Origin of the sequence: Aeromonas sp. QDB34, from assembly GCF_027705405.1 — a bacterium.
Classification (GTDB): Bacteria; Pseudomonadota; Gammaproteobacteria; order Enterobacterales; family Aeromonadaceae; genus Aeromonas; species Aeromonas hydrophila.
Genome location: NZ_JAPDBT010000025.1, coordinates 21,642 through 41,395, shown reverse-complemented (window position 1 = coordinate 41,395; position 19,754 = coordinate 21,642). Strand labels below are relative to the sequence as shown.

General features: G+C 64.8%; 20 protein-coding genes and 1 pseudogene. 8 read left to right on the top strand and 13 right to left on the bottom strand.

What is annotated here, in order from left to right; genetic code table 11:
- Positions 1–36: 36 nt before the first annotated feature.
- Positions 37–1,095 (bottom strand): porin OmpA, encoded by a 1,059-nt coding sequence (gene ompA / locus OKC29_RS20580; RefSeq protein ID WP_073352600.1) that lies wholly within the window; start codon positions 1,093–1,095, stop codon positions 37–39.
- Between the two features lie 233 nt (positions 1,096–1,328).
- Here ompA and OKC29_RS20575 point away from each other — a divergent pair, with 233 nt between their 5' ends.
- The gene (locus OKC29_RS20575) at positions 1,329–2,063 is read left to right on the top strand and encodes a substrate-binding periplasmic protein (protein WP_043127047.1); all 735 of its coding nucleotides are present in this window, start codon (positions 1,329–1,331) and stop codon (positions 2,061–2,063) included.
- A gap of 56 nt (positions 2,064–2,119) precedes the next feature.
- Here OKC29_RS20575 and OKC29_RS20570 read toward each other — a convergent pair whose 3' ends face one another.
- Positions 2,120–3,136, bottom strand: coding sequence for an SGNH/GDSL hydrolase family protein (locus OKC29_RS20570; RefSeq protein ID WP_162275780.1), 1,017 nt, complete (start codon positions 3,134–3,136; stop codon positions 2,120–2,122).
- A gap of 237 nt (positions 3,137–3,373) precedes the next feature.
- Between OKC29_RS20570 and OKC29_RS20565 the strand changes: the two genes are divergently transcribed.
- A complete protein-coding gene (locus OKC29_RS20565; protein ID WP_024944710.1) occupies positions 3,374–3,754 on the top strand; it encodes a YgiW/YdeI family stress tolerance OB fold protein in 381 nt (126 codons plus the stop codon).
- A 74-nt stretch (positions 3,755–3,828) separates the two neighbouring features.
- Here OKC29_RS20565 and mltC read toward each other — a convergent pair whose 3' ends face one another.
- The 5 genes from mltC to exeA form a co-directional block, all read right to left on the bottom strand.
- Entirely contained in the window at positions 3,829–4,929 is a 1,101-nt protein-coding gene (gene mltC, locus OKC29_RS20560) for a membrane-bound lytic murein transglycosylase MltC (RefSeq protein WP_005305423.1), read from the bottom strand.
- A gap of 93 nt (positions 4,930–5,022) precedes the next feature.
- Complete coding sequence (locus tag OKC29_RS20555) at positions 5,023–5,295, bottom strand: oxidative damage protection protein (protein ID WP_005305420.1); 273 nt, start codon at positions 5,293–5,295, stop codon at positions 5,023–5,025.
- Between the two features lie 8 nt (positions 5,296–5,303).
- On the bottom strand, positions 5,304–6,365 hold the full coding sequence (mutY, locus tag OKC29_RS20550) for an A/G-specific adenine glycosylase (RefSeq protein ID WP_060390644.1): 1,062 nt from the start codon (positions 6,363–6,365) through the stop codon (positions 5,304–5,306).
- Between the two features lie 197 nt (positions 6,366–6,562).
- A complete protein-coding gene (exeB, locus tag OKC29_RS20545; protein ID WP_073351855.1) occupies positions 6,563–7,243 on the bottom strand; it encodes a GspB family T2SS assembly factor variant ExeB in 681 nt (226 codons plus the stop codon).
- Positions 7,243–8,889, bottom strand: coding sequence for a type II secretion system protein ExeA (exeA, locus tag OKC29_RS20540; RefSeq protein WP_162275779.1), 1,647 nt, complete (start codon positions 8,887–8,889; stop codon positions 7,243–7,245). The genes exeB and exeA overlap by 1 nt, the downstream gene beginning before the upstream one ends.
- Positions 8,890–9,160: 271 nt before the next feature.
- On the opposite strand from exeA, the gene OKC29_RS20535 reads away from it, so the two are divergent.
- A complete protein-coding gene (locus tag OKC29_RS20535) occupies positions 9,161–10,399 on the top strand; it encodes a multifunctional CCA addition/repair protein (protein ID WP_016352105.1) in 1,239 nt (412 codons plus the stop codon).
- 74 nt (positions 10,400–10,473) lie between these two features.
- On the opposite strand, the gene OKC29_RS20530 is transcribed toward OKC29_RS20535, so the two are convergent.
- The 4 genes from OKC29_RS20530 to OKC29_RS20515 form a co-directional block, all read right to left on the bottom strand.
- Positions 10,474–11,352, bottom strand: coding sequence for a hypothetical protein (locus OKC29_RS20530; protein ID WP_073351853.1), 879 nt, complete (start codon positions 11,350–11,352; stop codon positions 10,474–10,476).
- 76 nt (positions 11,353–11,428) lie between these two features.
- Complete coding sequence (locus tag OKC29_RS20525) at positions 11,429–12,343, bottom strand: hypothetical protein (RefSeq protein WP_073351852.1); 915 nt, start codon at positions 12,341–12,343, stop codon at positions 11,429–11,431.
- 96 nt (positions 12,344–12,439) lie between these two features.
- Positions 12,440–13,129, bottom strand: coding sequence for an LrgB family protein (locus OKC29_RS20520; RefSeq protein WP_011707492.1), 690 nt, complete (start codon positions 13,127–13,129; stop codon positions 12,440–12,442).
- Positions 13,122–13,523, bottom strand: a complete 402-nt coding sequence (locus OKC29_RS20515) for a CidA/LrgA family protein (RefSeq protein WP_011707491.1) — start codon at positions 13,521–13,523, stop codon at positions 13,122–13,124. Before OKC29_RS20515 ends, OKC29_RS20520 begins: the two co-directional genes overlap by 8 nt.
- A gap of 127 nt (positions 13,524–13,650) precedes the next feature.
- Here OKC29_RS20515 and OKC29_RS20510 point away from each other — a divergent pair, with 127 nt between their 5' ends.
- Positions 13,651–14,544, top strand: a complete 894-nt coding sequence (locus tag OKC29_RS20510) for a LysR family transcriptional regulator (RefSeq protein ID WP_044800874.1) — start codon at positions 13,651–13,653, stop codon at positions 14,542–14,544.
- A gap of 15 nt (positions 14,545–14,559) precedes the next feature.
- Here OKC29_RS20510 and pdxR read toward each other — a convergent pair whose 3' ends face one another.
- Positions 14,560–15,987: a MocR-like pyridoxine biosynthesis transcription factor PdxR gene (gene pdxR / locus OKC29_RS20505; protein WP_073351850.1), complete on the bottom strand. Its 1,428-nt coding sequence runs from the start codon at positions 15,985–15,987 to the stop codon at positions 14,560–14,562.
- 128 nt (positions 15,988–16,115) lie between these two features.
- On the opposite strand from pdxR, the pseudogene OKC29_RS20500 reads away from it, so the two are divergent.
- From OKC29_RS20500 to OKC29_RS20485, 4 genes and pseudogenes are all read left to right on the top strand, one after another.
- Positions 16,116–16,581, top strand: a pseudogene (locus tag OKC29_RS20500) (OsmC family protein).
- 17 nt (positions 16,582–16,598) lie between these two features.
- The gene (locus OKC29_RS20495; protein ID WP_073351848.1) at positions 16,599–17,036 is read left to right on the top strand and encodes a rhodanese-like domain-containing protein; all 438 of its coding nucleotides are present in this window, start codon (positions 16,599–16,601) and stop codon (positions 17,034–17,036) included.
- Entirely contained in the window at positions 17,026–17,748 is a 723-nt protein-coding gene (locus tag OKC29_RS20490) for a GNAT family N-acetyltransferase (protein WP_073351846.1), read from the top strand. Before OKC29_RS20495 ends, OKC29_RS20490 begins: the two co-directional genes overlap by 11 nt.
- Before the next feature lie 224 nt (positions 17,749–17,972).
- Complete coding sequence (locus tag OKC29_RS20485) at positions 17,973–19,235, top strand: DUF1479 domain-containing protein (RefSeq protein WP_073351844.1); 1,263 nt, start codon at positions 17,973–17,975, stop codon at positions 19,233–19,235.
- 48 nt (positions 19,236–19,283) lie between these two features.
- Here the strand turns inward: OKC29_RS20485 and ybaK are convergent, their stop codons facing one another.
- Positions 19,284–19,745: a Cys-tRNA(Pro) deacylase gene (ybaK, locus tag OKC29_RS20480; RefSeq protein WP_073351841.1), complete on the bottom strand. Its 462-nt coding sequence runs from the start codon at positions 19,743–19,745 to the stop codon at positions 19,284–19,286.
- Positions 19,746–19,754 lie beyond the last annotated feature (9 nt).

Sequence of the window (19,754 nt, the reverse complement as noted above, 5' to 3'; positions counted from 1 at the left end):
CGTTTTTCATTCGTGGCCGTCAGCCACGCTTGAGGATCACTGCTGAACTTCCGAGATCCCTTCGACCTTGACCTCAACCCGGCGATCCGGGGCCAGGCAGACGATCAGCTCTTTCTTGGACTTGCTGGTGCAGCTGTCGCCGGTGACCGGATTGCCCTTGCCGCGACCTTCCACGTTGACCTTGCCTGCCGGCAGGCCCTTGCCGACCAGATAGTCGGCGACGGTCCGGGCGCGCTGCTCGGAGAGCTTCTGGTTGTAGGCATCGGAGCCGATGCGGTCGGTATAGCCGATCACGGTGGCGACGCCATCCTTGGGTCTGGCCTGCTCAATCTGGCTGTAGAGGTTATCCAGCGCCTGGCCGGCGGCCGGCTTGAGGGTGGCCTTGTTGAAGTCGAACAGCACGTCCGAGCTCAGGGTGAACTGCTTGTCGACCACTACTGGCTCGGGCGCCGGGGCCGGCACCGGTGCGGCCACCACGGGGGCTACCTGACCGAAGCGATAGACCACGCCGACCGCCAGCAGACCGTTGTCGAGTTCGGCCCCGGTCTTGTCGAGTGCCTTGTCGCCGAGCGGGGTGGTGTACTGGTATTCGAGACGGGCGGCCCAGTCGCGGTTGAAGGCGTATTCGGCGCCCAGGGCACCGACGAAGGCGGCGCCGTTGTCATTGTCCAGCTGCTTGCTGTCGGTCCAGGCGTAGGCGCCCCCCAGGCGGGTATAGAGATCCAGGCTCTCGTTGACCGGCAGGCCGATCTTCATGGTGAGCTGGGCCAGCTGGGCCTTGATCTCGTCCCGGCTGATGTCGGTGGGGATCAGTTTGTCGGTCGCCGTGTACTTGTATTTGCCGAGCCAGTCATAACCGAGCTCGACACCGAGGTTCTGGTTGATTTGATAGCCGAGGAAGGCGCCGGCACCGACGTCATTCTTGTCCTCTTCACTGATGGCGTAGTCGTCCTTGATAGCCTGGTTGTGATCGACGCCATAGACGTTGGACCAACCCAGCTTGGCACCGCCATACCAGGTGTTGTCCTGTCCGGCTGCCTGGGCGTTGGCCGCAAGCAAGCCTGAAACCAGCAAGGTAATCAGTGTTTTATTCATGTTGAGCCTCTGCAATTTCATATTGTCGGGGGGAGGTTGATAGGGTCGCCTCTCCTTATGGGTCGGGGCTTATAGCACAGCCACAACAGATTAAGGGTAGTCGCTTTAAGCAGGTTCTCAACCAACTGATATAAAACATAATGTGATTACCATTGCCGCAATTTGCCGCGGAAGTTTGCGCTCTGGCGAGGGAGCGCAATAGTTAACCGAGGCGGATTTGCTGCGAGGTGGGCATGAACATCAGATGGATATGGCTGTGCTGGGCATTGTGGCTGGCGCCGGGCTGGGCGGCAGAGACCCTGCAGGTGGTGACCGAGGACTATGCGCCCTACAACTATCTGGAGGAGGCTGACGTCAAAGGGCTCGGTACCGAGGTGGTGGAAGCCATGCTGGAGCAGGCCGGCTTCGAATACACGCTGGATATCTACCCCTGGGCGCGGGCCATCTCGCTGGCGCGCAGCCGCCCCAACGTGCTTATCTACAGCATCAGTCGCTTCCCCGAGCGCGAGGCACAGTTCCAGTGGATCGGGGCGATAGCGCAGATCAATTTTCACGTCTTCGCCCTGGCCAAGCGGGACGACATCAAGCCGTTCAGCCAGCTGTCGCAGGCACGGGCCTGGTCCATCGGTACGGTGCGCAACGACGCGCTGGAGCAGTACCTGATCGGTCGCAAGTTCTCCAACCTGCAACGCAACAACAACCACGAGGCCAACATGCTCAAACTGCTGATGGGGCGCATCGATCTCTGGCCGGTGTCGCAGGAGACGGCCAACTACTATGTGCGCCAGGCAGGCTATGGGCCTGAGGCCCTCAAGATAGTGCACGACATCGAAGATTTTACCGGGGGCGATCTGTACGTGGCGGCGAGTCTGAAGACGCCGCCCGAGGTGATCAAGCGGCTGCAGGAGGCGCTGGCCACCATCAAGCAGAACGGCATCTATGACGGCATAGTGAAGCGCTATCGCTGATTGATGGTGTCGTGACGAGGCAAAAGAGGGGCCGACCGAGTGTCGGCCCCTTGTCATCAGTGGGCGAGGAACTCGTACTGGCTCTCGATGAAGGTGGCGGCGCGCTCGCTCAGGGCGGCGTGCACGACAGTGGTGGGGTGCACCTGATCCCAGAACATCTTGCCCTCACAGTTGAGGGTGCTGGCGCTGCGGCGAGCCATGGGGCTGGCGACGGCCTGGGCCAGCAGCGGGTTGCCGGCGATGGCGAGCCGCTCCTGCGGGTTGAAGGCGGAGAGGCTGCTGTCGCTGGCGACGCTGGCTGCACTGCGGGAGGCAAACGGCTTCCACACATAGCCGCCGCCGTAGCAGGCGTTCTCGGTGTCGCTCAGACCGAAGTTCTGCGGCTCGCGCAGCATCTCGGCGAACTGCTTGTCGATCTCGAACAGCTTGACGATGCCGGTGGGGGCCAGCTGGCGTGCCAGGTTCAGCAGCAGCTGGTTGTGGTAGGCGGAGACATGGCTGGCCGCCTCGACCACCTTCTGGCTGCGGGCCGAGGGGTTCTGGCCCAGATCCGGCAGGTTGAACAACAGAATCTGCTTGGCGCCGTTCAATACCATGCGGTTGGCCGCATCGCTGATGGCGTCGCGCACCCGCTTGGCATCCTGTTCGGTGTTCCAGCCATAAGCCAGGTAATCGTTGGCGCCGACCCAGAGGATCACCAGATCATCGGGCTTGAAGCTGTCCTTTTGCAGGAACTGGGTCACCTCGTAATCCAGGTTGTTGATGACCTGATACTTGGGATTCCAGGAGATCTTGTTGTAGGCCACCGCGGTGGCGCCCCCTTCCGCCTCGTTGGCGATGGTGAGCCCCGGGAACTGCTGGGTCAGCTGCTCCAGCCAGACCGGCCCGTTGGAGAAGCGGCCCTGATAGTAGGGGGGGCTGGAGGGGAGGTAACCGCGCATCTTGCTATACATCTTGCCGGTATCGGAGAGGCTGTCGCCAAACATCACGATCCGGGAGAAGGCGGGGCGACTGTCGGCTGCCTGAACTGTCAGCGCGAAGAGTCCCAATAAACACACAAACCATTTCTTCATCTTGTTGTTCTCATTGGTTGGAAGCAGGTGGTGCCTGCAGACTGTTCCTCGATAGGCAAAGGTGCTGGGAAGCTGTTTTGCCATCTTGCAGGGTATCTAGCCGAATTTAATTTCGCAGTATGCGATATGGATTAAATCGATTACGGTCACACCGCTGTCCCCCAGATGGGGAGGCTTCACGTTTGTTTCACGCACCGGCCGGCACACTGCTCCCGTACCCAATGACAGGAGCATGAAATGAACAAGGCAAGCGTAATCGGTCTGTTGACCCTGATGTCCATCTCTTCTTTCGCCATGGCGGCCTATACCGGCCCGCAGGAGCAGAACAAGGTGTCCGTCGCGCAGTTGAAGGATCTGGCCGATGACAGCTGGGCCACCCTGGAAGGGAAGCTGGTCAAGCACCTGGGCGGCGAGAACTACCTGTTCCGCGACGCCAGTGGCGAGGTGGAAGTGGAAGTGGATCAGGATGTGTGGCGCGGCACCGAGGTGGGCCCGGACGATCTGATCCGCATCCGTGGCGAGGTGGACCACAGCTGGAACAAGACCGAAGTGGAGGTGGAGAGCCTGGAGAAGGTGGGCGCCGCTCCGCAGAGCAAGGGCGGTTTCATCGCCAAGTAAGGTCTGTATCCCTACGCCAGACGTAACAAGGGCGCCTCCATGGGGGCGCCCTTTTGCTTTTGGTCTTGGTCTGCTTAGCCGGTGCGGGCCAGCGTGCGCTTGAACCCCTTCTCGGCCTGATTGACCTTGTAGAGATAGCGCCTGGCTTCCGCCTTGGGGTGCTGTTCGGTCAGGATCTGGTACACCGCCTCGGGCGAGAGCTGGTTGATCATGCCGGGCGCCGCCTTGCGGTCGCTGGAGAAGGTGTTGAGCACCCCGCCGGCGCCGCCGTTGTAGGCGGAGATGACGGCGTAGCGACGCGAGCGCGGATCCTGGATATCCACCAGATAGACGGTCTGCAGCAGGTGCAGGTAGGCGGTCCCGACGTCGATGTTGTAGGCCGGGTTGAACAGGTCCTCCCGGGTCGGCTGGCCGCTCTTGCCCTTGACCCGCACGTAGACGTCCCGCCCGGCGGTGGCCGGGATCACCTGCATCAGGCCGTAGGCATTGGCATGGCTGACCGCATAGGGGTTGAAGCTGCTCTCGGTCTTGATCACCGCGTAGATCAGGCTCTCGGCCACCCCGTACTTGCGGGAGGCTTCCCGGATCAGGCTGGCGTACTTGTAGCCCCGTCGGTCCTCATGGTTGGCCACCATGGGGATGTCGACGAAGAAGATGGTGCGAATGCCCAGGGTGCGCTTCTTCATCGCCGTGTTGAGCAGGTAGTCGGCATAGCGCTCGGCGCGCCAGTCGAAGCGGATCGGCTGGCCCTGGTTGTCCAGCACCTGGCCGTAAAGGAAAGGCTCGCCGCCGGGCAGGATCTCGGCGTCGGAGTAAAGATCCACTTCCGCCGGATCGTCCGGGGTGAGCAGGGTCTCGATGATGGCGCGGCGCAGGTGGGAGCGCGGGTCGATGCCGGAGACGGTCTCGACCATGATGTGGCCGCTGGAGAAGTCGATGTGGGCCCGGCTCTTGTACTGATCCGTGTATTTGACGTAGTCAAACTTGCCCGCAAACAGCGCCTCACGCCCCCATATCTCGTTCACGTTGTGGGAGAGCGCGCTGATCATGTGTTCGAAACCGCGGATGTCCTTGCCGTTGACGAGATCGTCATCCTCGTTGCCATTGGGCTTGGGGGAGGATGAGCAGGCAGAGAGAAACAGCAGGGTGCACAGCAGCCAGAAAATTCGGCCCATAAAGTCCTCAAACTGGGCGGCGGGCCGCCCGTCACTTCCGTCGTTGCCGTGAGTCGGCGGGGCCGGCCTGCGCAGGCCGGCCCCGTTCACGGATTATTTGCTGGGCGGGGTATAACCGTCGATGGCCACTTCACCCGCTTCGAACAGGTAGTTCACCATCTCTTTCTCCAGCAGCTGGCGATGCTCGAGGTTCATCATGTTCAACTTCTTCTCGTTGATCAGCATCACCTGCTTCTTCTGCCACTCAGTCCAGGCTTCCTTGCTGATGTTGTCAAAAATGCGCTTGCCGAGTTCACCGGGGTAGAGCTGGAAATCGAGACCCGGGCCCTCTTTTTTCAGGCGCTGGCAAAATACGGTACGGCTCATGTTGACCTCTATGGTTGTAAGTCCGGATAGGCGAGCAGACGGGCCGTGGCGGCCGCCAGACCCACCTCTGCAGGATGGCGTAAGTTATACCAGAGTCGGTTATCCGCTTCCATGAGCAGGGGGGCCGGCGGCGCGTCGGTTTCGATCAGCATGGGCCGGATATCGAGGTGAAAGTGGCTGAAAGTATGGCGAAAACCGGCCAGTTCACGGGGTTCGCTGCCGGTCAGGCCGAGCCGCTGCAACAGCCCCGCCACCTCGGCGTCCGACTCCACCTGGGGGAAGCAGTAGAGCCCGCCCCAGATCCCTTGCGGCGGCCGCTTCTCCAGCAGCAGCTGATCGCCGTGGCGGATGAGCAGCATGATGCCGGTACGGGCCGGGATGCTCTTCTTGGGCTTGCTGTTGGGGTAGGCGGTGGGGTTGCCCTGCGACAGCCCCTGGCAATCCTCCCGCACCGGGCAGCGCTCGCAAGCGGGCTTGCTGCGGGTGCAGACGGTGGCCCCCATGTCCATCATGGCCTGGTTGTAGTGGGCCACTCCGAGCTTGGGGGTGAGGCGGGTGGCCAGCTCCCACAGATCGTTCTCCACCTGCTTCTGGCCGGGCCAGCCGGGCAGGGCCAGCCAGCGGGTGAGTACCCGCTTCACGTTGCCATCCAGAATGGCGTGGGGCTGGCCAAGGGAGAGGGAGAGCACGGCGCCTGCGGTGGAGCGGCCGATCCCCGGCAGCGCCATCACCTCCTCCAGCTGCTCCGGGAAGAGGCCGCCATGGAGGTCGCGGATCTGCTGGGCCGCCTTGTGCAGGTTGCGGGCGCGGGCGTAATAGCCGAGCCCGGTCCAGTGGTGCAGCACCTCGTCGATGGGGGCGTCGGCCAGTGCCAGCACGTCGGGAAAGCGGGCCATGAAGCGCTGATAGTAGGGAATGACCGTAGCGACCTGAGTCTGCTGCAGCATGATTTCCGAGACCCAGACCCGGTAGGGGGTCTTCTCCTGTTGCCAGGGCAGGGTCTTGCGGCCGTGGAGCTGATACCAGTCCAGGATCCTGGTGGCGAAGGTCGCGTTATCTGAGTTGTTCACATTATGCTCATGTTATTGATTTAAAACTAAGTTGACTAACGTGTAGCGGTCTTGGCGCTGATACCAGTGCAACGCCCGGTTGGCGAAGGTGGTGTTGTTCGGATTGCTCACGTTGTTCTCATGTTATTGATTAAAAAGGGGAGCTCTCAGGCTCCCTCTTGAAATGGTGGCCAGCCTCGGGCTGGCAGGGGCGCGCTTCAGCCGTGCCAGTCCTGCAGCGCCTTGAGGCTGACGTTCTGGCCGCCCACCTGCAGGATGATGTAATCCTGGGCGATGGCGAGCAGGGTGACGCCGGGGGCGACCTCGCTGCCTTCCCGGTAGGTGCGCCCGTTCAGGGTCACGGCCCGGTTGGCCGGGTTGGAGGAGAAGACGTGGGCGCCGTAGGCCAGCGGCGGCACCTGCTGGCGGAGCGCCTGCGGCAGTGCGCTGAGCGGCGTGGCCTGCAGTTCGGCCGGCACCTGTGGTGGCGCGCTCTGCTGCAACGGGGTGTTGTTGAGGGCATTGAGGATGCGCTCGGCCAGCCCCTGGCTGCTGTCGGCGGGGGCCGGTGCGGGCTGGGCATCGGCTTTGGGGATGACCACGGGGTCGGGCGGCGGCGGTGGCAGCGGACGGGTGATCATCGGCCTGGGCTCGACCCGCACGAAGGGCGGCGTCACCACCTCTTTCACCTCCACCGTCTTCTCGATGGGGCGGTTGTTGAGCAGGTGCCAGCCGTAGTTGGCGGCAGCCCCCATCACCAGTGCCAGCGGGGCCAGCAGCCACCAGATCCAGCGCCTGGGTTGTTCCTCTTCCTGGCTGACCGGCAGTCCCATCGCCGGGATGTGCGGGGTGAACTGGGGCTGGTCGGCCCGCCGCAGCGCCTTGAGCAGGGTGGACATCAGGAAGCCTCCTCCGACAGTGTGTTCATGGCATCGTCATCCTCTGCCGGATCAAGCTTGGCCGGCTTGCTGGCCCGCTGGGCAGGGTCTTCCAGCTTCGGCATGGGTTCGCCAGCCATCACGTTGAGGCGCAGCAGGGTGTTGCTGCCGGCGATGCCGTCCGGGTTCAGCCCCTGGGCGCGCTGGAACTGCTGCAGCTTGGTCTTGAGCTCGGCATCGAAGCGGCGGACCTTGCGATCCGGCTGCTGCAGGGCCCGGCTGAGGGCATTGTCGAGCCACTGTACCTGGTTGGGACCGGCGTTGTTGCCGATCAGGGTGACGCCCCCCTTGGGCATGCGCCACAGCAGGGTGTAGCTGCCGCCCCAGTAATCGCTCAGCCACTGCCTGTCCACCTGCCAGCTCTGGTTGCCGATGAGCAGGTTGGCCTTGTCGGGCCCGAGGTTGACCAGGGTGGCGTAATAGGTGCCGCCGGTCTCGTCGGTCAGGCTGACGAGGGCGGGATACTGCAGGGCCTGCAGATCGGCCAGGGAGGCCTCACCCTCCTGGCAGCGCAAGCCGGCGCGCGGCGCGTTGTCGCAGGTGGCCTCTTCCAGCTCGGTCTGGTAGCCCCACACCTTGTAGAGATTCTGCATGGCGCTGTCCGGTTCCAGCGCCTGATTGATGGCGCGGGTCAGCTGCTCCTGCTGCTCCGGGGTGTCGTCCACCTTGACCGGCACCTCCACCGTGACCACCGGGCGGGTCGGGAAGAAACCGAAGAACTGCCAGCCCCACCAGCCGGTGGCCACCAACAAGGCGCCGACCAGCGCCACCATCAAGCCGGACTGCCAGGTGCCCTCGTCACGGATACCGCTCACCTCGAAGGCCGCCAGGCTGATGTCGCCGTGCACTATCTTGTGGCTGCCGCGGGCGAAAGCGGCGATCAGGGCGCGGTCGCAGATGAGGTTGATGAGGCGCGGGATACCGCCGGAGAGGCGGTGCAGGGTCTGGATAGCTTTGGGGGTGAAGATGGGCTGCACGCAGCCGGCCACCTGCAGGCGAAAGCGGACATAGGCGTCCACGTCCTGGCAGGAGAGCGGCAGCAGGTGGTAGCGGGCGGTGATGCGCTGGGCCAGCTGGCGCAGCAGGGGCTGGCGCAGCATCTGCTGCAGCTCGGGCTGGCCGATGAGCACTACCTGCAGCAGCTTCTTCTCGTCGGTCTCCAGGTTGGTGAGCAGGCGCAGCTGTTCCAGCACGCCGGGCAGCAGGTGCTGGGCTTCGTCCACCAGCACCACGCTGCGCTTGCCCGCCGCCAGATTGGCCAGCAGGTGATCGCGAATGAGGTCGAACAGCTGCTTGAGGCCGGCCTCCTGGCCATAGGCCAGCTGGAACTCGTCGCAGATGGCCGCCAGCAGATCTCGTTCGGTCAGGGATGGATTGAGGATGTAGGCGATCTCGGTCTCGGCCGGCAACTGCTGTAACAGGCAGCGGGAGACGGTGGTCTTGCCGGTGCCCACTTCCCCGGTCAGCAGCACGAAGCCGCCCCCATCCTGCAACCCGTAGTTGAGGTGGGCGAGGGCTTCCCCGTGGCGTTCACTCATGTAGAGGTATTTGGGATTGGGCGAGATGGAGAACGGGTGCTCCGACAGACCGAAGAACTGTGTGTACATAAGGATCCATTCCGTTGTTATGGGCGGCAGGTTAAAGCCTCCCCAAAGGGATGTCAAAGACCCGGATGCCATAAGGGGGGCCAGCGCGCACCCTGATTTGCCGGCGGGAGAAAGGGCGCCGCCGGGTTGGCTGGCAAGGCGGGTGGCGAGGTGCGTTTTGCCTCTCACTGGGCCATCGTCGGCTCGTCCCGCCGACGGGGGATGGGGGCAGCCATAGTCTCCACCGGCCAAACCGGTATAATCGGGACAGGTTTATCAAGGGAGACACAGCTTGCAGACTTATCTGGTTGGGGGCGCGGTACGGGATCGCCTGCTGGGATTGCCGCAGGGCGACAGGGATCACCTGGTGGTCGGGGCGACCGTGGAACAGATGCTGGCACTGGGCTTTACCCAGGTGGGCCGCGATTTTCCCGTGTTCCTGCACCCCAAGACCCAGCAGGAGTACGCGCTGGCCCGCACCGAGCGCAAGCAGGGCCGGGGATATACCGGCTTTGTCTGCCACGCCTCGCCGGAGGTGACGCTGGAGCAGGATCTGCTGCGCCGGGATCTCACCGTCAACGCCATCGCCGAGGATGAGGCGGGGCAACTGCATGATCCCTATGGCGGCATCGAGGATCTGAAACAACGGCTGTTGCGCCACGTCTCCCCCGCCTTTGCCGAAGATCCGCTGCGCATTTTGCGGGTGGCCCGCTTCGCCGCCCGCTTCCACGCTCAGGGCTTCGTGGTGGCCCCCGAGACGCTGGCGCTGATGCGCGAGATGACCGAGGCCGGCGAACTGGCCCACCTGACCCCGGAGCGGGTCTGGAAGGAGCTGGAGAAGGTACTGCTGGGACCGACCCCGCAGGTGTTCTTCGAAGTACTGCGTGAGTGCGGCGCCTTGGCGGCGCTGTTCCCCGAGCTGGATGCCCTGTTCGGGGTGCCTGCCCCCGCTAAGTGGCACCCGGAGATCGATACCGGCATCCACACCATGATGGTGCTGGCACAGGCCTGCCGGCTTTCACCTGAGCTGGCGGTGCGCTTCGCGGCGCTGTGCCACGACTTTGGCAAGGGGCTGACCCCGCCGGAGTTCTGGCCGAGCCACCATGGCCACGGCCAGAAGGGCTTGCCGCTGATCCGCGATTTCTGCGAGCGGTTCCGGGTACCGAACGAGTGCCGCGATCTGGCGCTGCTGGTGAGCGACCTGCACACCCATATCCACATCGCCTTCGAGCTCAAGCCCGCGACCCTGCTCAAGGTGTTCGACAAGGCCGATGCCTGGCGCAGGCCGGAGCGCTTCGCCCAGCTGCTGGACGCCTGCCGCGCCGACTTCCACGGCCGCACCGGCTTCGAGGAGCGGGTCTATGCCGAGCCCGATTATGTGGCGCAGGCGCTGGCGGCGGCCCAGGCCGTGCCGGTGAAGGAGATAGTGGCGGCCGGGTTCAAGGGGGAGGCTATTCGCGAGCAGCTGGCCAAGCGGCGGCTCGACGCCATCAGCCGGGTGCGCGACGAGTGGACCTTCCTCGAGGATTGACGAGGCATGAACAGAAAAGCCCGGGTCACTGACCCGGGCTTTTTCATTGCTGCGCCTGCACGGCAGGCGAGTGGCTATTCACCTGGGCCGAAGCGCCCCTGCACGGGGTCGTAGAAGTAGTCCTGATAGTTGAAGTCGATCCCCTCGATGTAGGGATTCTCCAGCCGAAACAGCCGGCGGGTATGGAGGTGGGCGAAGCTCAGGGAGGGTTTGAAGGTCTTCAGCCAGAGCGCCTGCAGGGAGCCGTCGCGCCAGGCGGCCTTGAGTCCCTGCTGCACCCGGGCGATGGCCTGTTGGTTGCTGTTGTGGGTGAAGAAGACCCTGGGCAGCGGATAGTAGAGCGCCACGCTCTCATCCATCACCAGCCCGGGTACATCCCGGTGGTTCAGTTTCTCCTGGGGCAACTCGTTGATCCCGCGGCAGAAGAGCGCGAAACGGCTACGCGCCACCATCTTGAACAACTGCTCGTAGCCCTCCACCTCCTGCACCTTGAAACCGGCTCGCTGCAGGATCTGCACATCGAGCCAGCCCTTGCCCTGACCGATGTCGAAGCGCTTGAGCCCTTCTAGGCTGGTCACTCCGGCGACGGCGCTCTGCTGCTCGGGGCTGACGAAGCAGATGCGGTAGCTGACGATGCCGAGGTGGATGGGAAAGCGCACGTAGTCGATGCCGCTCATGTCCCGATCGGAGCGGTAACTGTCCATGGCGAACAGGTTGGGGTAGTCATTGAAGCGCAGGCTGACCCACATCCGGGCCAGGGTCATGGGGGGCGCGGCCTGCATCCGGTAGTCGCCATGGCTGGCGCGGGTCTTCTCCAGCGCCAGGCGCAGCAGCTCGCGATCATAGGTGCTTCTGGGATCGTGCTCGCTCTCCGGACTCATGTAGGTGAACAGGGTCGGGCTGGCCAGCACGGGTAGGGCCAGCAGCAGGGCGAGCAGCGGGGTCCAGTGCATCATGAGCTCCTGTGAAAGGCTGAGACTCCTCTGAGTGTAGTGGCTCTCCCCGGCGGTGAGCGGGGAGCCGCTAGGGTCACTGCTTGCCGCTGGCCGGCTCGCCGGGCCCGAAGCGCTGGGTGAGGGGATCGTAAAGATAGGGCTGGTAATCGAAGTCGAGCCCTCGCAGCAAGGGGTTGTCCAGCCTGAACAGCAGCCGCTGGTCCAGCCTGGCAAAATCCAGCGCCGGCTTGAAGGTCTTGAGCCAGAGCGCCTGCAGGGAGCCGTCCTGCCAGGCCAGTTGCAGGCCAGCCCGAACCCGGCGCAGGGCGTGCTGGTTGTCCTTGTGGCTGTAGAAGAGGTGGATGAAGGGGTAGTAGAGCGCCAGATGTTGGTCGACCGTCAATTGTCCCAGATCCCGGTGCGTATCCAGTTCGGTCAGCAGCTCGTTGGCTCCCCGGCAGAACAGATCCACCCGGCCGCGCACCACCAGCTTGAACAGCCGCTCGTAGCCCTCCACCTCCTGCACCTTGAAGCCGGCACTGCGCAGTATGTCGGCATCCTGCCAGCCGCGACCCTGGCCATGGCTGAACTGCTGCAGTTCGTGCAGGGTGCGCACCTGGGCCACGGCCTGCTGCTGCTTGGGGCTGACGAAGCAGATGCGATAGCCGAGGATGCCGAGATCCACCGGGAAGCGGACGTAGTCGAGATCGTGGCTGCCCTCCGGGCGCGGGAAGCTGTCGATGGCCAGCAGGTTGGGGTAGAAGTTGTACTGCAGCACCTGGCGCAGCCGGGTCCGGCTCATGGGCGGGGCCGGTCGCAGCTCGTAGTCGCCGAAGCTGTCGCGGGTCTTCTCCAGCGCCAGTTGCAGCAGCTGCTGGCCGTAGAGGGTGCGCAGGTCCCGCTCACTCTCCGGGCTGACGTGGGTCACTATGTCCAGGGCCGGCAGAAGGGGGGAGAAGAACAGGCTGCCGGCCAGCAGCCCGAGGATCATCACTCTGTGGTTCATCATACCGCTCACTGCTGTCACATTGAGTTGAGTGTAGCGGCTGTGGCGCCAAGGCTGGGGGCCTGGGCCCGGGAAACCCGGCTTTTACCGACGCGCTGGTTACCAGAACAGCTGGCCGAGCAGGGGGGCCAGCAGCACGGTCACCATGCCGGCGATCATCATCACCATGCTGGAGACCACTCCCTCTTCATTACCCATCTGATAGGCCTTGGCGGTGCCGGCGCCGTGGGCCGAGGCACCAAACCCTGCCCCCTTGCCGAGTCGGCTGCGAATGGCCAGCAGGGTGAGCACGCTCTCGCCGACCGCCATGCCGATGACGCCGGTCAGCACCACGAACAGCGCGGTGAGATCGGTCTGGCCGCCGATGGCGCGGGTCGCCTCCACCGCAAACGGGGTGGTGATGGAGCGCATCGCCAGACTGCGCTGCAGCATGTCGGAGAGATCGAGCCAGCGGGCCAGCAGCACGGTGCTGCCCACCGCCATCACCACCGAGGCGACCACCCCCACCGACAACGACAGCCAGTGGCGGCGAATGAGCTGGCGGTTCTCGTAGACCGGCACCGCGAAGGCGACGGTGGCCGGCCCCAGCAGCCACAGCAGCCAGTGGGATTCGGCCATGTAGTCCTGATAGGGGATGTGGAACAGCATCACCACCGCCACCAGCAGGGTGGGGGCCAGCAGCAGCGGCATCAGGGGCAGGATGCGCTTCTTGCCGTAGAGCCACTTGCTGGCGTAGTAGAACAGCAGGGTGAGGGCGAAGCAGAGCAGGCCGAGCAAGGTATCAGACATGACGACGACTCCGGCGGGCCAGTTTCAACTCGAGGCGATAGACCCGGTCCACCACCAGCGCCGTGGTGCCGAGCACCAGTATGGTGCTGAGCAGCAGTACCACCATGATGCGCCACCCCTCCTGCAGCAGCAGATCCTGATAGTTGACCACCGCCACCACCGCCGGCACGAAGAACAGCAGCATCTCGGCCAGCAACCAGCGGGCGCCGGCGCTGAACCAGTGGGTCTTGACCACGCCGAGCAGGATCAAGGCCAGCAGGGCCAGCATGCCGGTGAGGTTGGCAGGCAGCGGCAGATGGAAGGTACGTACCGCCAGATCCGCCAGCAGCCAGATGGCGGCCAGCAGGGCGATTTGGAAGGGGGTCTGGAACCAGCGAATGCAGAGGGCTTTCATGATCTAGGTCTTTCTGTGAACTTGCTCACAGTATAGAGAGAGGCCAAACCTGCAAAAAATGAATTTAAATTATCAAAATCATGCCAAAGAGGCATGATCAGGTTTTGCCGTCCGCCAGGAGAGAGCCATGGACATCCGCGCCCTGCGTTACTTTGTCGAACTGGTGCGGGAACAGAGCTTCACCCGCGCCTCCGAGAAACTGTTCGTCACCCAGCCCACCATCAGCAAGATGATCCGCAACATGGAGGAGGAGCTGGGTCAGCCGTTGCTGAGCCGCGCGGGGCGCCGCTTCACCCTGACCGACAGCGGCCGGGTGTTGTTCAACCGGGCCCAGACCATTCTGGCCGAGATGCAGCAGCTGGAAGCGGAGCTCGCCGATCTGCAGAGCCTGCAATTCGGTCGGCTGGCACTCGGCATTCCGCCCATGGTGGGCCACGTCTATGCCGATCTGATCCGCGCCTACCGCAGTCGCTACCCCAGGGTCGAGCTCTCCATCGTCGAGTACGGCGGCCGGCGCATCGAGCAGGCGGTGCTGGAAGGGGAGCTGGATCTCGCCATCACCATGCTGCCGACCAAAGAGGGAGGCGCCCTCAGTGCGCTGGAGCTGGACCAGTACCCGATCCAGGTGGTGCTGCCCGATCTGCCGCGCTGGCGCGACTGCCCTGAAATCCGGCTGGAGGCGCTCTGCGACGAGCCCTTCTTGCTCTACACCCAGGCCTTCACCCTGAGCGAGCGGCTGGAGCAGGCGTGCCGAGTGGCCGGCTTCGAGCCCCAGGTGGCGGCGCGCAGCAGTCAGTGGGACTTTCTCACCGCCATGGTGCGTAGCGGCATGGGGGTCGCCTTTTTGCCCGAGCCCATCTGTCGGCGGCTGGCGCCGGACGGGCTGGTGCTGCGACCGCTGGTGCCCGAGCTGAGCTGGCGGCTCGGGGTGATCTGGCCGAGCGAGCGCTACCTCTCCCGCACCGCCGAGGCCTGGCTGGCGCTCTGCCGCGAGCAGGGGCAAACCGGCCCCCAAGGCTGAGCAGACGGGCCGCCTTCAGCGGGTGGCCAGCAGGCTGCCCAGCTGGCGGCAGAGACGGCGCAGGGCCTGGTTGTCGAGGGAGGCAAAGCCGAGCAGCCACCCCTCCTGCGTCGGCGGGCCCAGGTAGAACTGGCCGAGGGGGCGCAGCCCCAGCCCCTGTGCGTTGGCGGTCTCTGTCCAGCGCGCCTCGCCGCCGGGGGGCAGCAGCACGGCGCACTGCAGGCCGGCCCCGCTGTGGATGGGGGTGAGGGCGGGGCAGTGGCTGGCCAGCTCGGCCAGCAACAGGTCGCGGCGGCTCTGGTAGACCAGCCGGCTCTGGCGCAGGTGGGTGGCGAAGTGGCCGGCGCGGATGAAGTCGGCGGTCACCGCCTGCAGCAGCTGGTTGCTGTGGCCGTCGACCGCGGCCCGGGCCCGACAGAAGGACTCCATCAGCGGCCTGGGCAGCACCAGGTAGGCGAGGCGCAGCGAGCCGAACAACACCTTGCTGAAGGTGCCCACGTAGAGTACCCGTCCCTGGCCATCCAGCCCCTGCAGGGCGGGGAGCGGCCGCTGATCGTACTGGTACTCGCCGTCGTAGTCGTCTTCCAGGATCCAGGCGCCGTGCCGCTCGGCCTCGGCCAGCAGCGCCATCCGCCGCGGCAGGCTCATGGGCACGCCGAGCGGATACTGGTGGGCGGGCGTGGTGTAGATGAGCCGCGGCACCGGGTGTTCCCCCTGCGGGTTGAGCCCCTCTTCATCCACCGGCACCGGGTGCACCCGGGCGCCGGCACTCTCCATGGCGGTGCGGGCCCCGGGGTAGCCGGGATCCTCCACCCAGACGGTATCGCTGGCATCGATCAGCAGCTGGGTCGCCAGCAGGATCCCCTGCTGGGAGCTGGTGAGGATCAGGATCTGGTCCGGCTCGCACACCACGCCGCGCGATTGCACCAGATAGCTGCTGATGGCGCCGCGCAGCGCCTCCAGCCCCTGCGGCTCCCCGTAATTCATCCAGTCGCCGGCGTGCCGGCGCCACTGCTGCTGCATCAACCGGCCCCACAGGGCCTGCGGGAAGAGGCGGGGATCCGGCTGGCTGGAGGCAAAGGAGCGGCCCACCTCGGGCACGTCGTGACAGGCGCCGCTGTCGGCCATCTCCTGACCTCGGCGCGACAGACCGGCCGCCGACTGGGGCGGACGCGGAGTTGGGGAGACCGCGGCCAGTGCCACGAAGCTGCCGGCCCCCACCTTGCGCACCAGATAGCCCTCCGCCTCCAGCCGGCCATAGGCCAGCTCCACCGTGCTGCGGGAGACCCCCAGATCGGCGGCCAGCATGCGGCTGGCGGGCAGCCTGCTGTGCTGGGGCAGGTGGCCGGCCAGCATGGCCGAGCGCAGGGTGCGGACCAGCTGTTCGTGCAGCGGCAGATCGCTGGCTTGCTGGGTGGCAAACAGGGTGGGCAGGGCAGGCATGGGGATCTCCCGGGCGCTAATTGGTCTGCTCATATTGGCAAAATTGGTCGGCGTGGCAAGGCCATTATGTCGCTACATTGAGGCTCAAGGTTCGGGATTCACAACTATTGGCAATGAAAGGAGTCTGCATGTCGGAGTACAGCGCCACCATCAGCTGGCTGCGCGGGGCCAGCGAGCCCTTCGTCGATCAAGGTTACAGCCGGGCCCACTGGTGGGAGTTCGACGGCGGCGTCAGGGTGCCCGCCTCCTCGTCTCCCCACGTGGTGCCGCTGCCCTGGTCGGTGGCCGAGAACGTCGACCCGGAAGAGGCCTTCGTCGCGGCGATCTCAAGCTGCCACATGCTCACCTTCCTCTGGCTGGCGGCCAGGGGGTTACCTGGTGGAGAGCTACCGGGACGAGGCGGTGGGCATCATGGAAGCCAATGCCCGCGGTCGTCAGGCCATCACCCGGGTCACCCTGCAGCCGCTGGTGCAGTTCGGCGGTGAACGTCAGCCAGATCTGGCCGCGCTGGAGCAGTTGCACCACCAAGCACACGAGGAGTGTTTCATCGCCAACTCGGTCACCACCGACATCACCACCCGGATCCGGGTTTGAGTACAAGGAGCGTCACTATGAGTCATGTATTGAGCAGCGGGCTGGCCAGTGCCGAACAAGCCCGCCTCTTCTTCGAGGCCCAGCTGGCCTTGCGCACCGATCCGGCGGATCTGGCCGCCGATCTGCTGGCCGGCGAAGAGCGGATCGTGGTCATCGACACCCGCTCTGCCGGTCACTACGCCGAGGGACACATCCCCGGTGCCATCAGCTTTCCCCACGCCACCATGAACCCGGCCACTACGGCCGCGCTGGCGCGGGACAAGGTCTATGTCTGCTATTGCGACGGCATCGGCTGCAACGGCTCGACCCGGGGTGCCTGCAAGCTGGCGGCGCTCGGTTTTCAGGTCAAGGAGCTGATCGGCGGTCTGCACTGGTGGCGGCAGGACGGCTTTGCCGTCGCCACCGGTAGCGAACCGGGCGTGCTGCAAACGGGAGGGATTGCCTGTGGCTGCTGACATCCATCTGAACGAGTTCGGCCAGCCGGTCGGTGCGCCGCTGCCCGACTGGCGGGGCGCCGAGTTCCCGCCCCGTCGCCCCCTCAACGGCTGGGGTTGCCGGCTGGCGCCGCTGGATCCTGAGCGTCATGGCCCCGGCCTGTGGCAGGCCTTCAGCGCCGACAGCGGGGCCATGTGGACCTACCTGACTACAGGCCCTTATGCAACAGAAGCGGACATGCTGGTCTGGCTGCGAGAGTGCGCCGCCAAGCAAGATCCCCAGTTCTACACCATCTTCGACGAGCATGGCGAACAGCCGCTGGGGCTGGCCAGCTATCTGCGCATCGACCCCCTGGCTGGCAGCATCGAGGTGGGCTGGCTGCACTTTTCCCCCGCCTTGCAGCGCTCGCGGCTGGCGACGGCGGCCATGGCGCTGATGATGGCCAATGCTTTTGCCCTCGGCTATCGGCGTTACGAATGGAAGTGCAATGCCTTCAACCAGCCCTCTTGGCAGGCGGCGCTGCGCCTTGGTTTCTGCTACGAGGGGACCTTTCGCCAGAGCAGGGTGGACAAGGGGCGCACGCGCGATACCGCCTGGTTCTCGGTGATCGATAGCGAGTGGCCGGCGCTGCAGGCCTGCTTCGAGCGCTGGCTGGCGCCTGACAACTTCGATGCACAGGGGCACCAGCGCCTGCGCCTCTCGACCCTCACGGCCGCCTTGCGCGGCGTTTGAATAAACCAGGGCGGCCATGGCCGCCCTGTTGCTTTTGCCGTCTTGTCTGCTCGCTTCCGATCTCCCTTCGCTTCTCTCTCTGCACGGCTTCTCTGCTGCGCCTTCACTGCTCGAGTGCGGCGAGGATTGTATTAACATTTTTTTAATGTATCTTGTTTTTGAAATTAAATGTTATTTCGAACGAAAGCAATTTACTGGCTTTCGTCCATTATCCAGGAGGCAAGATGAGCGTCACCCATACCCAGTTGCCCGCCGATCACAAGGCGGCCATCCGTCAGATGAAACAAGCCCTGCGCGCACAACTCGGCGACGTGGAGGCGGTCTTTGCCGAGGTCAGCCGCCGCATCGAGGCGCGGGTGGTCGAGGTGGAAGCGCTGCGAGCCCGTGGTGAGCCAGTGTGGCCAGAACTGGATTACCAGGCGCTGGTGGCGGGCCAGGTCGGCGAGGCCGAGCGTGCAGCCATACGGCGGCGCGGCTGCCTGGTGATCCGCGGACACTTTGCACGGGAACGGGCGCTGGCCTGGGATCGCGACATGCTCGACTACCTGGATCTCAACCGTTTTGATGAGCTGTATCGCGGTCCCGGCGACAGTTTCTTCGGCTCCCTTGCCGCGTCGCGCCCCGAGATCTATCCCATCTACTGGTCACGGGCCCAGATGGAGGCGCGCCAGAGCGACGAGATGGCGAACGTGCAGTCGTTCCTTAACCGCCTGTGGCAGTTCGAGCGACCGGATGGGACACACTGGTTCGACCCGGACGTGAGCATCATCTATCCCGATCGCATTCGCCGCCGTCCGCCCGGCACCTGTTCTCGCGGGCTGGGGGCCCATACCGACTCGGGGGCCCTCGAGCGCTGGTTGCTGCCGGCCTACCTGCAGGTGTTCGCACCGATTTTCCGGGGGGACATAGCCGCCTACGATCCCTGGGATGCGGCCCATCGCACCGAGGTCGAGGAGTACAGTGTGGAGAACACCACCAAGTGCTCGGTATTTCGTACCTTCCAGGGGTGGACGGCGCTCTCCGACATGTTGCCGGGGCAGGGGTTGCTGCACGTGGTGCCGATCCCCGAGGCGATGGCCTACGTGCTGCTGCGGCCGCTGCAGCCGGACGTGCCGGAAGATGAGTTGTGCGGTGTCGCGCCGGGCAAGGTGCTGCCGGTCTCCGAGACCTGGCATCCGCTGTTGCTGCGGGCGATGAGCTCGATCCCGGCGGTGACCGCAGGGGATTCGGTCTGGTGGCACTGCGACCTGATCCACGGCGTGGCGCCGGTGGAGCAGCAGCAGGGGTGGGGCAACGTCATGTATATTCCGGCAGCGCCCCGCTGCGAGAAGAACATGGCCTATGCGCGCCTGGTGCGGCAGGCATTGGAGCAGGGGGCTTCGCCTGGCGACTTCCCCCGCGAAGATTACGAGGCCGACTGGCAGGGGCGCTTCACCCTGGCCGATCTGAACGACCATGGCCGCCGCGCACTGGGCATGCTCCCGTAAACGAGACTGGCCGGGCGGGCCTGCGCAGTGGCGGGCCCGCTCACGTTTTTATTCCCCGATGGGGGCGGCGATCCACTTCATCAGGAGCAGCATGTCAGCGGGTGCCACCCCCACCGAAAGGCCGCGCTTGCCACCGCTCACCAGGATCTCGTCAAACTGCATGGCCGAGTCGTCGAGCACGGTGGGCAGCAGTTTTTTCTGGGCCAGCGGACTGATGCCACCGACCTTGTAGCCGGTCAGCTTCTCTGCCTCCGCCGGCTTCATCATCTCCACCTTCTTGAGACCGGTGGCCTTGGCCAGCTGCTTGAGGCTGCACAGGCCGGACGAGGGGACGATGGCCACCACCGCCTGCTTGTCGTGATGGGCGATCAGGGTCTTGAACACCTGGGCCTCCGGCAGGCCGAGCTGGGTCGCGGCATGCTTGCCGAAGTCGTCGTGGGCTTCGCACTCGTAGGGGTAGAGCTTGTGGGGGATCTTGAGCTTCTTCAGCAGGTTGATGGCTGGCGTCATGATGGGTGC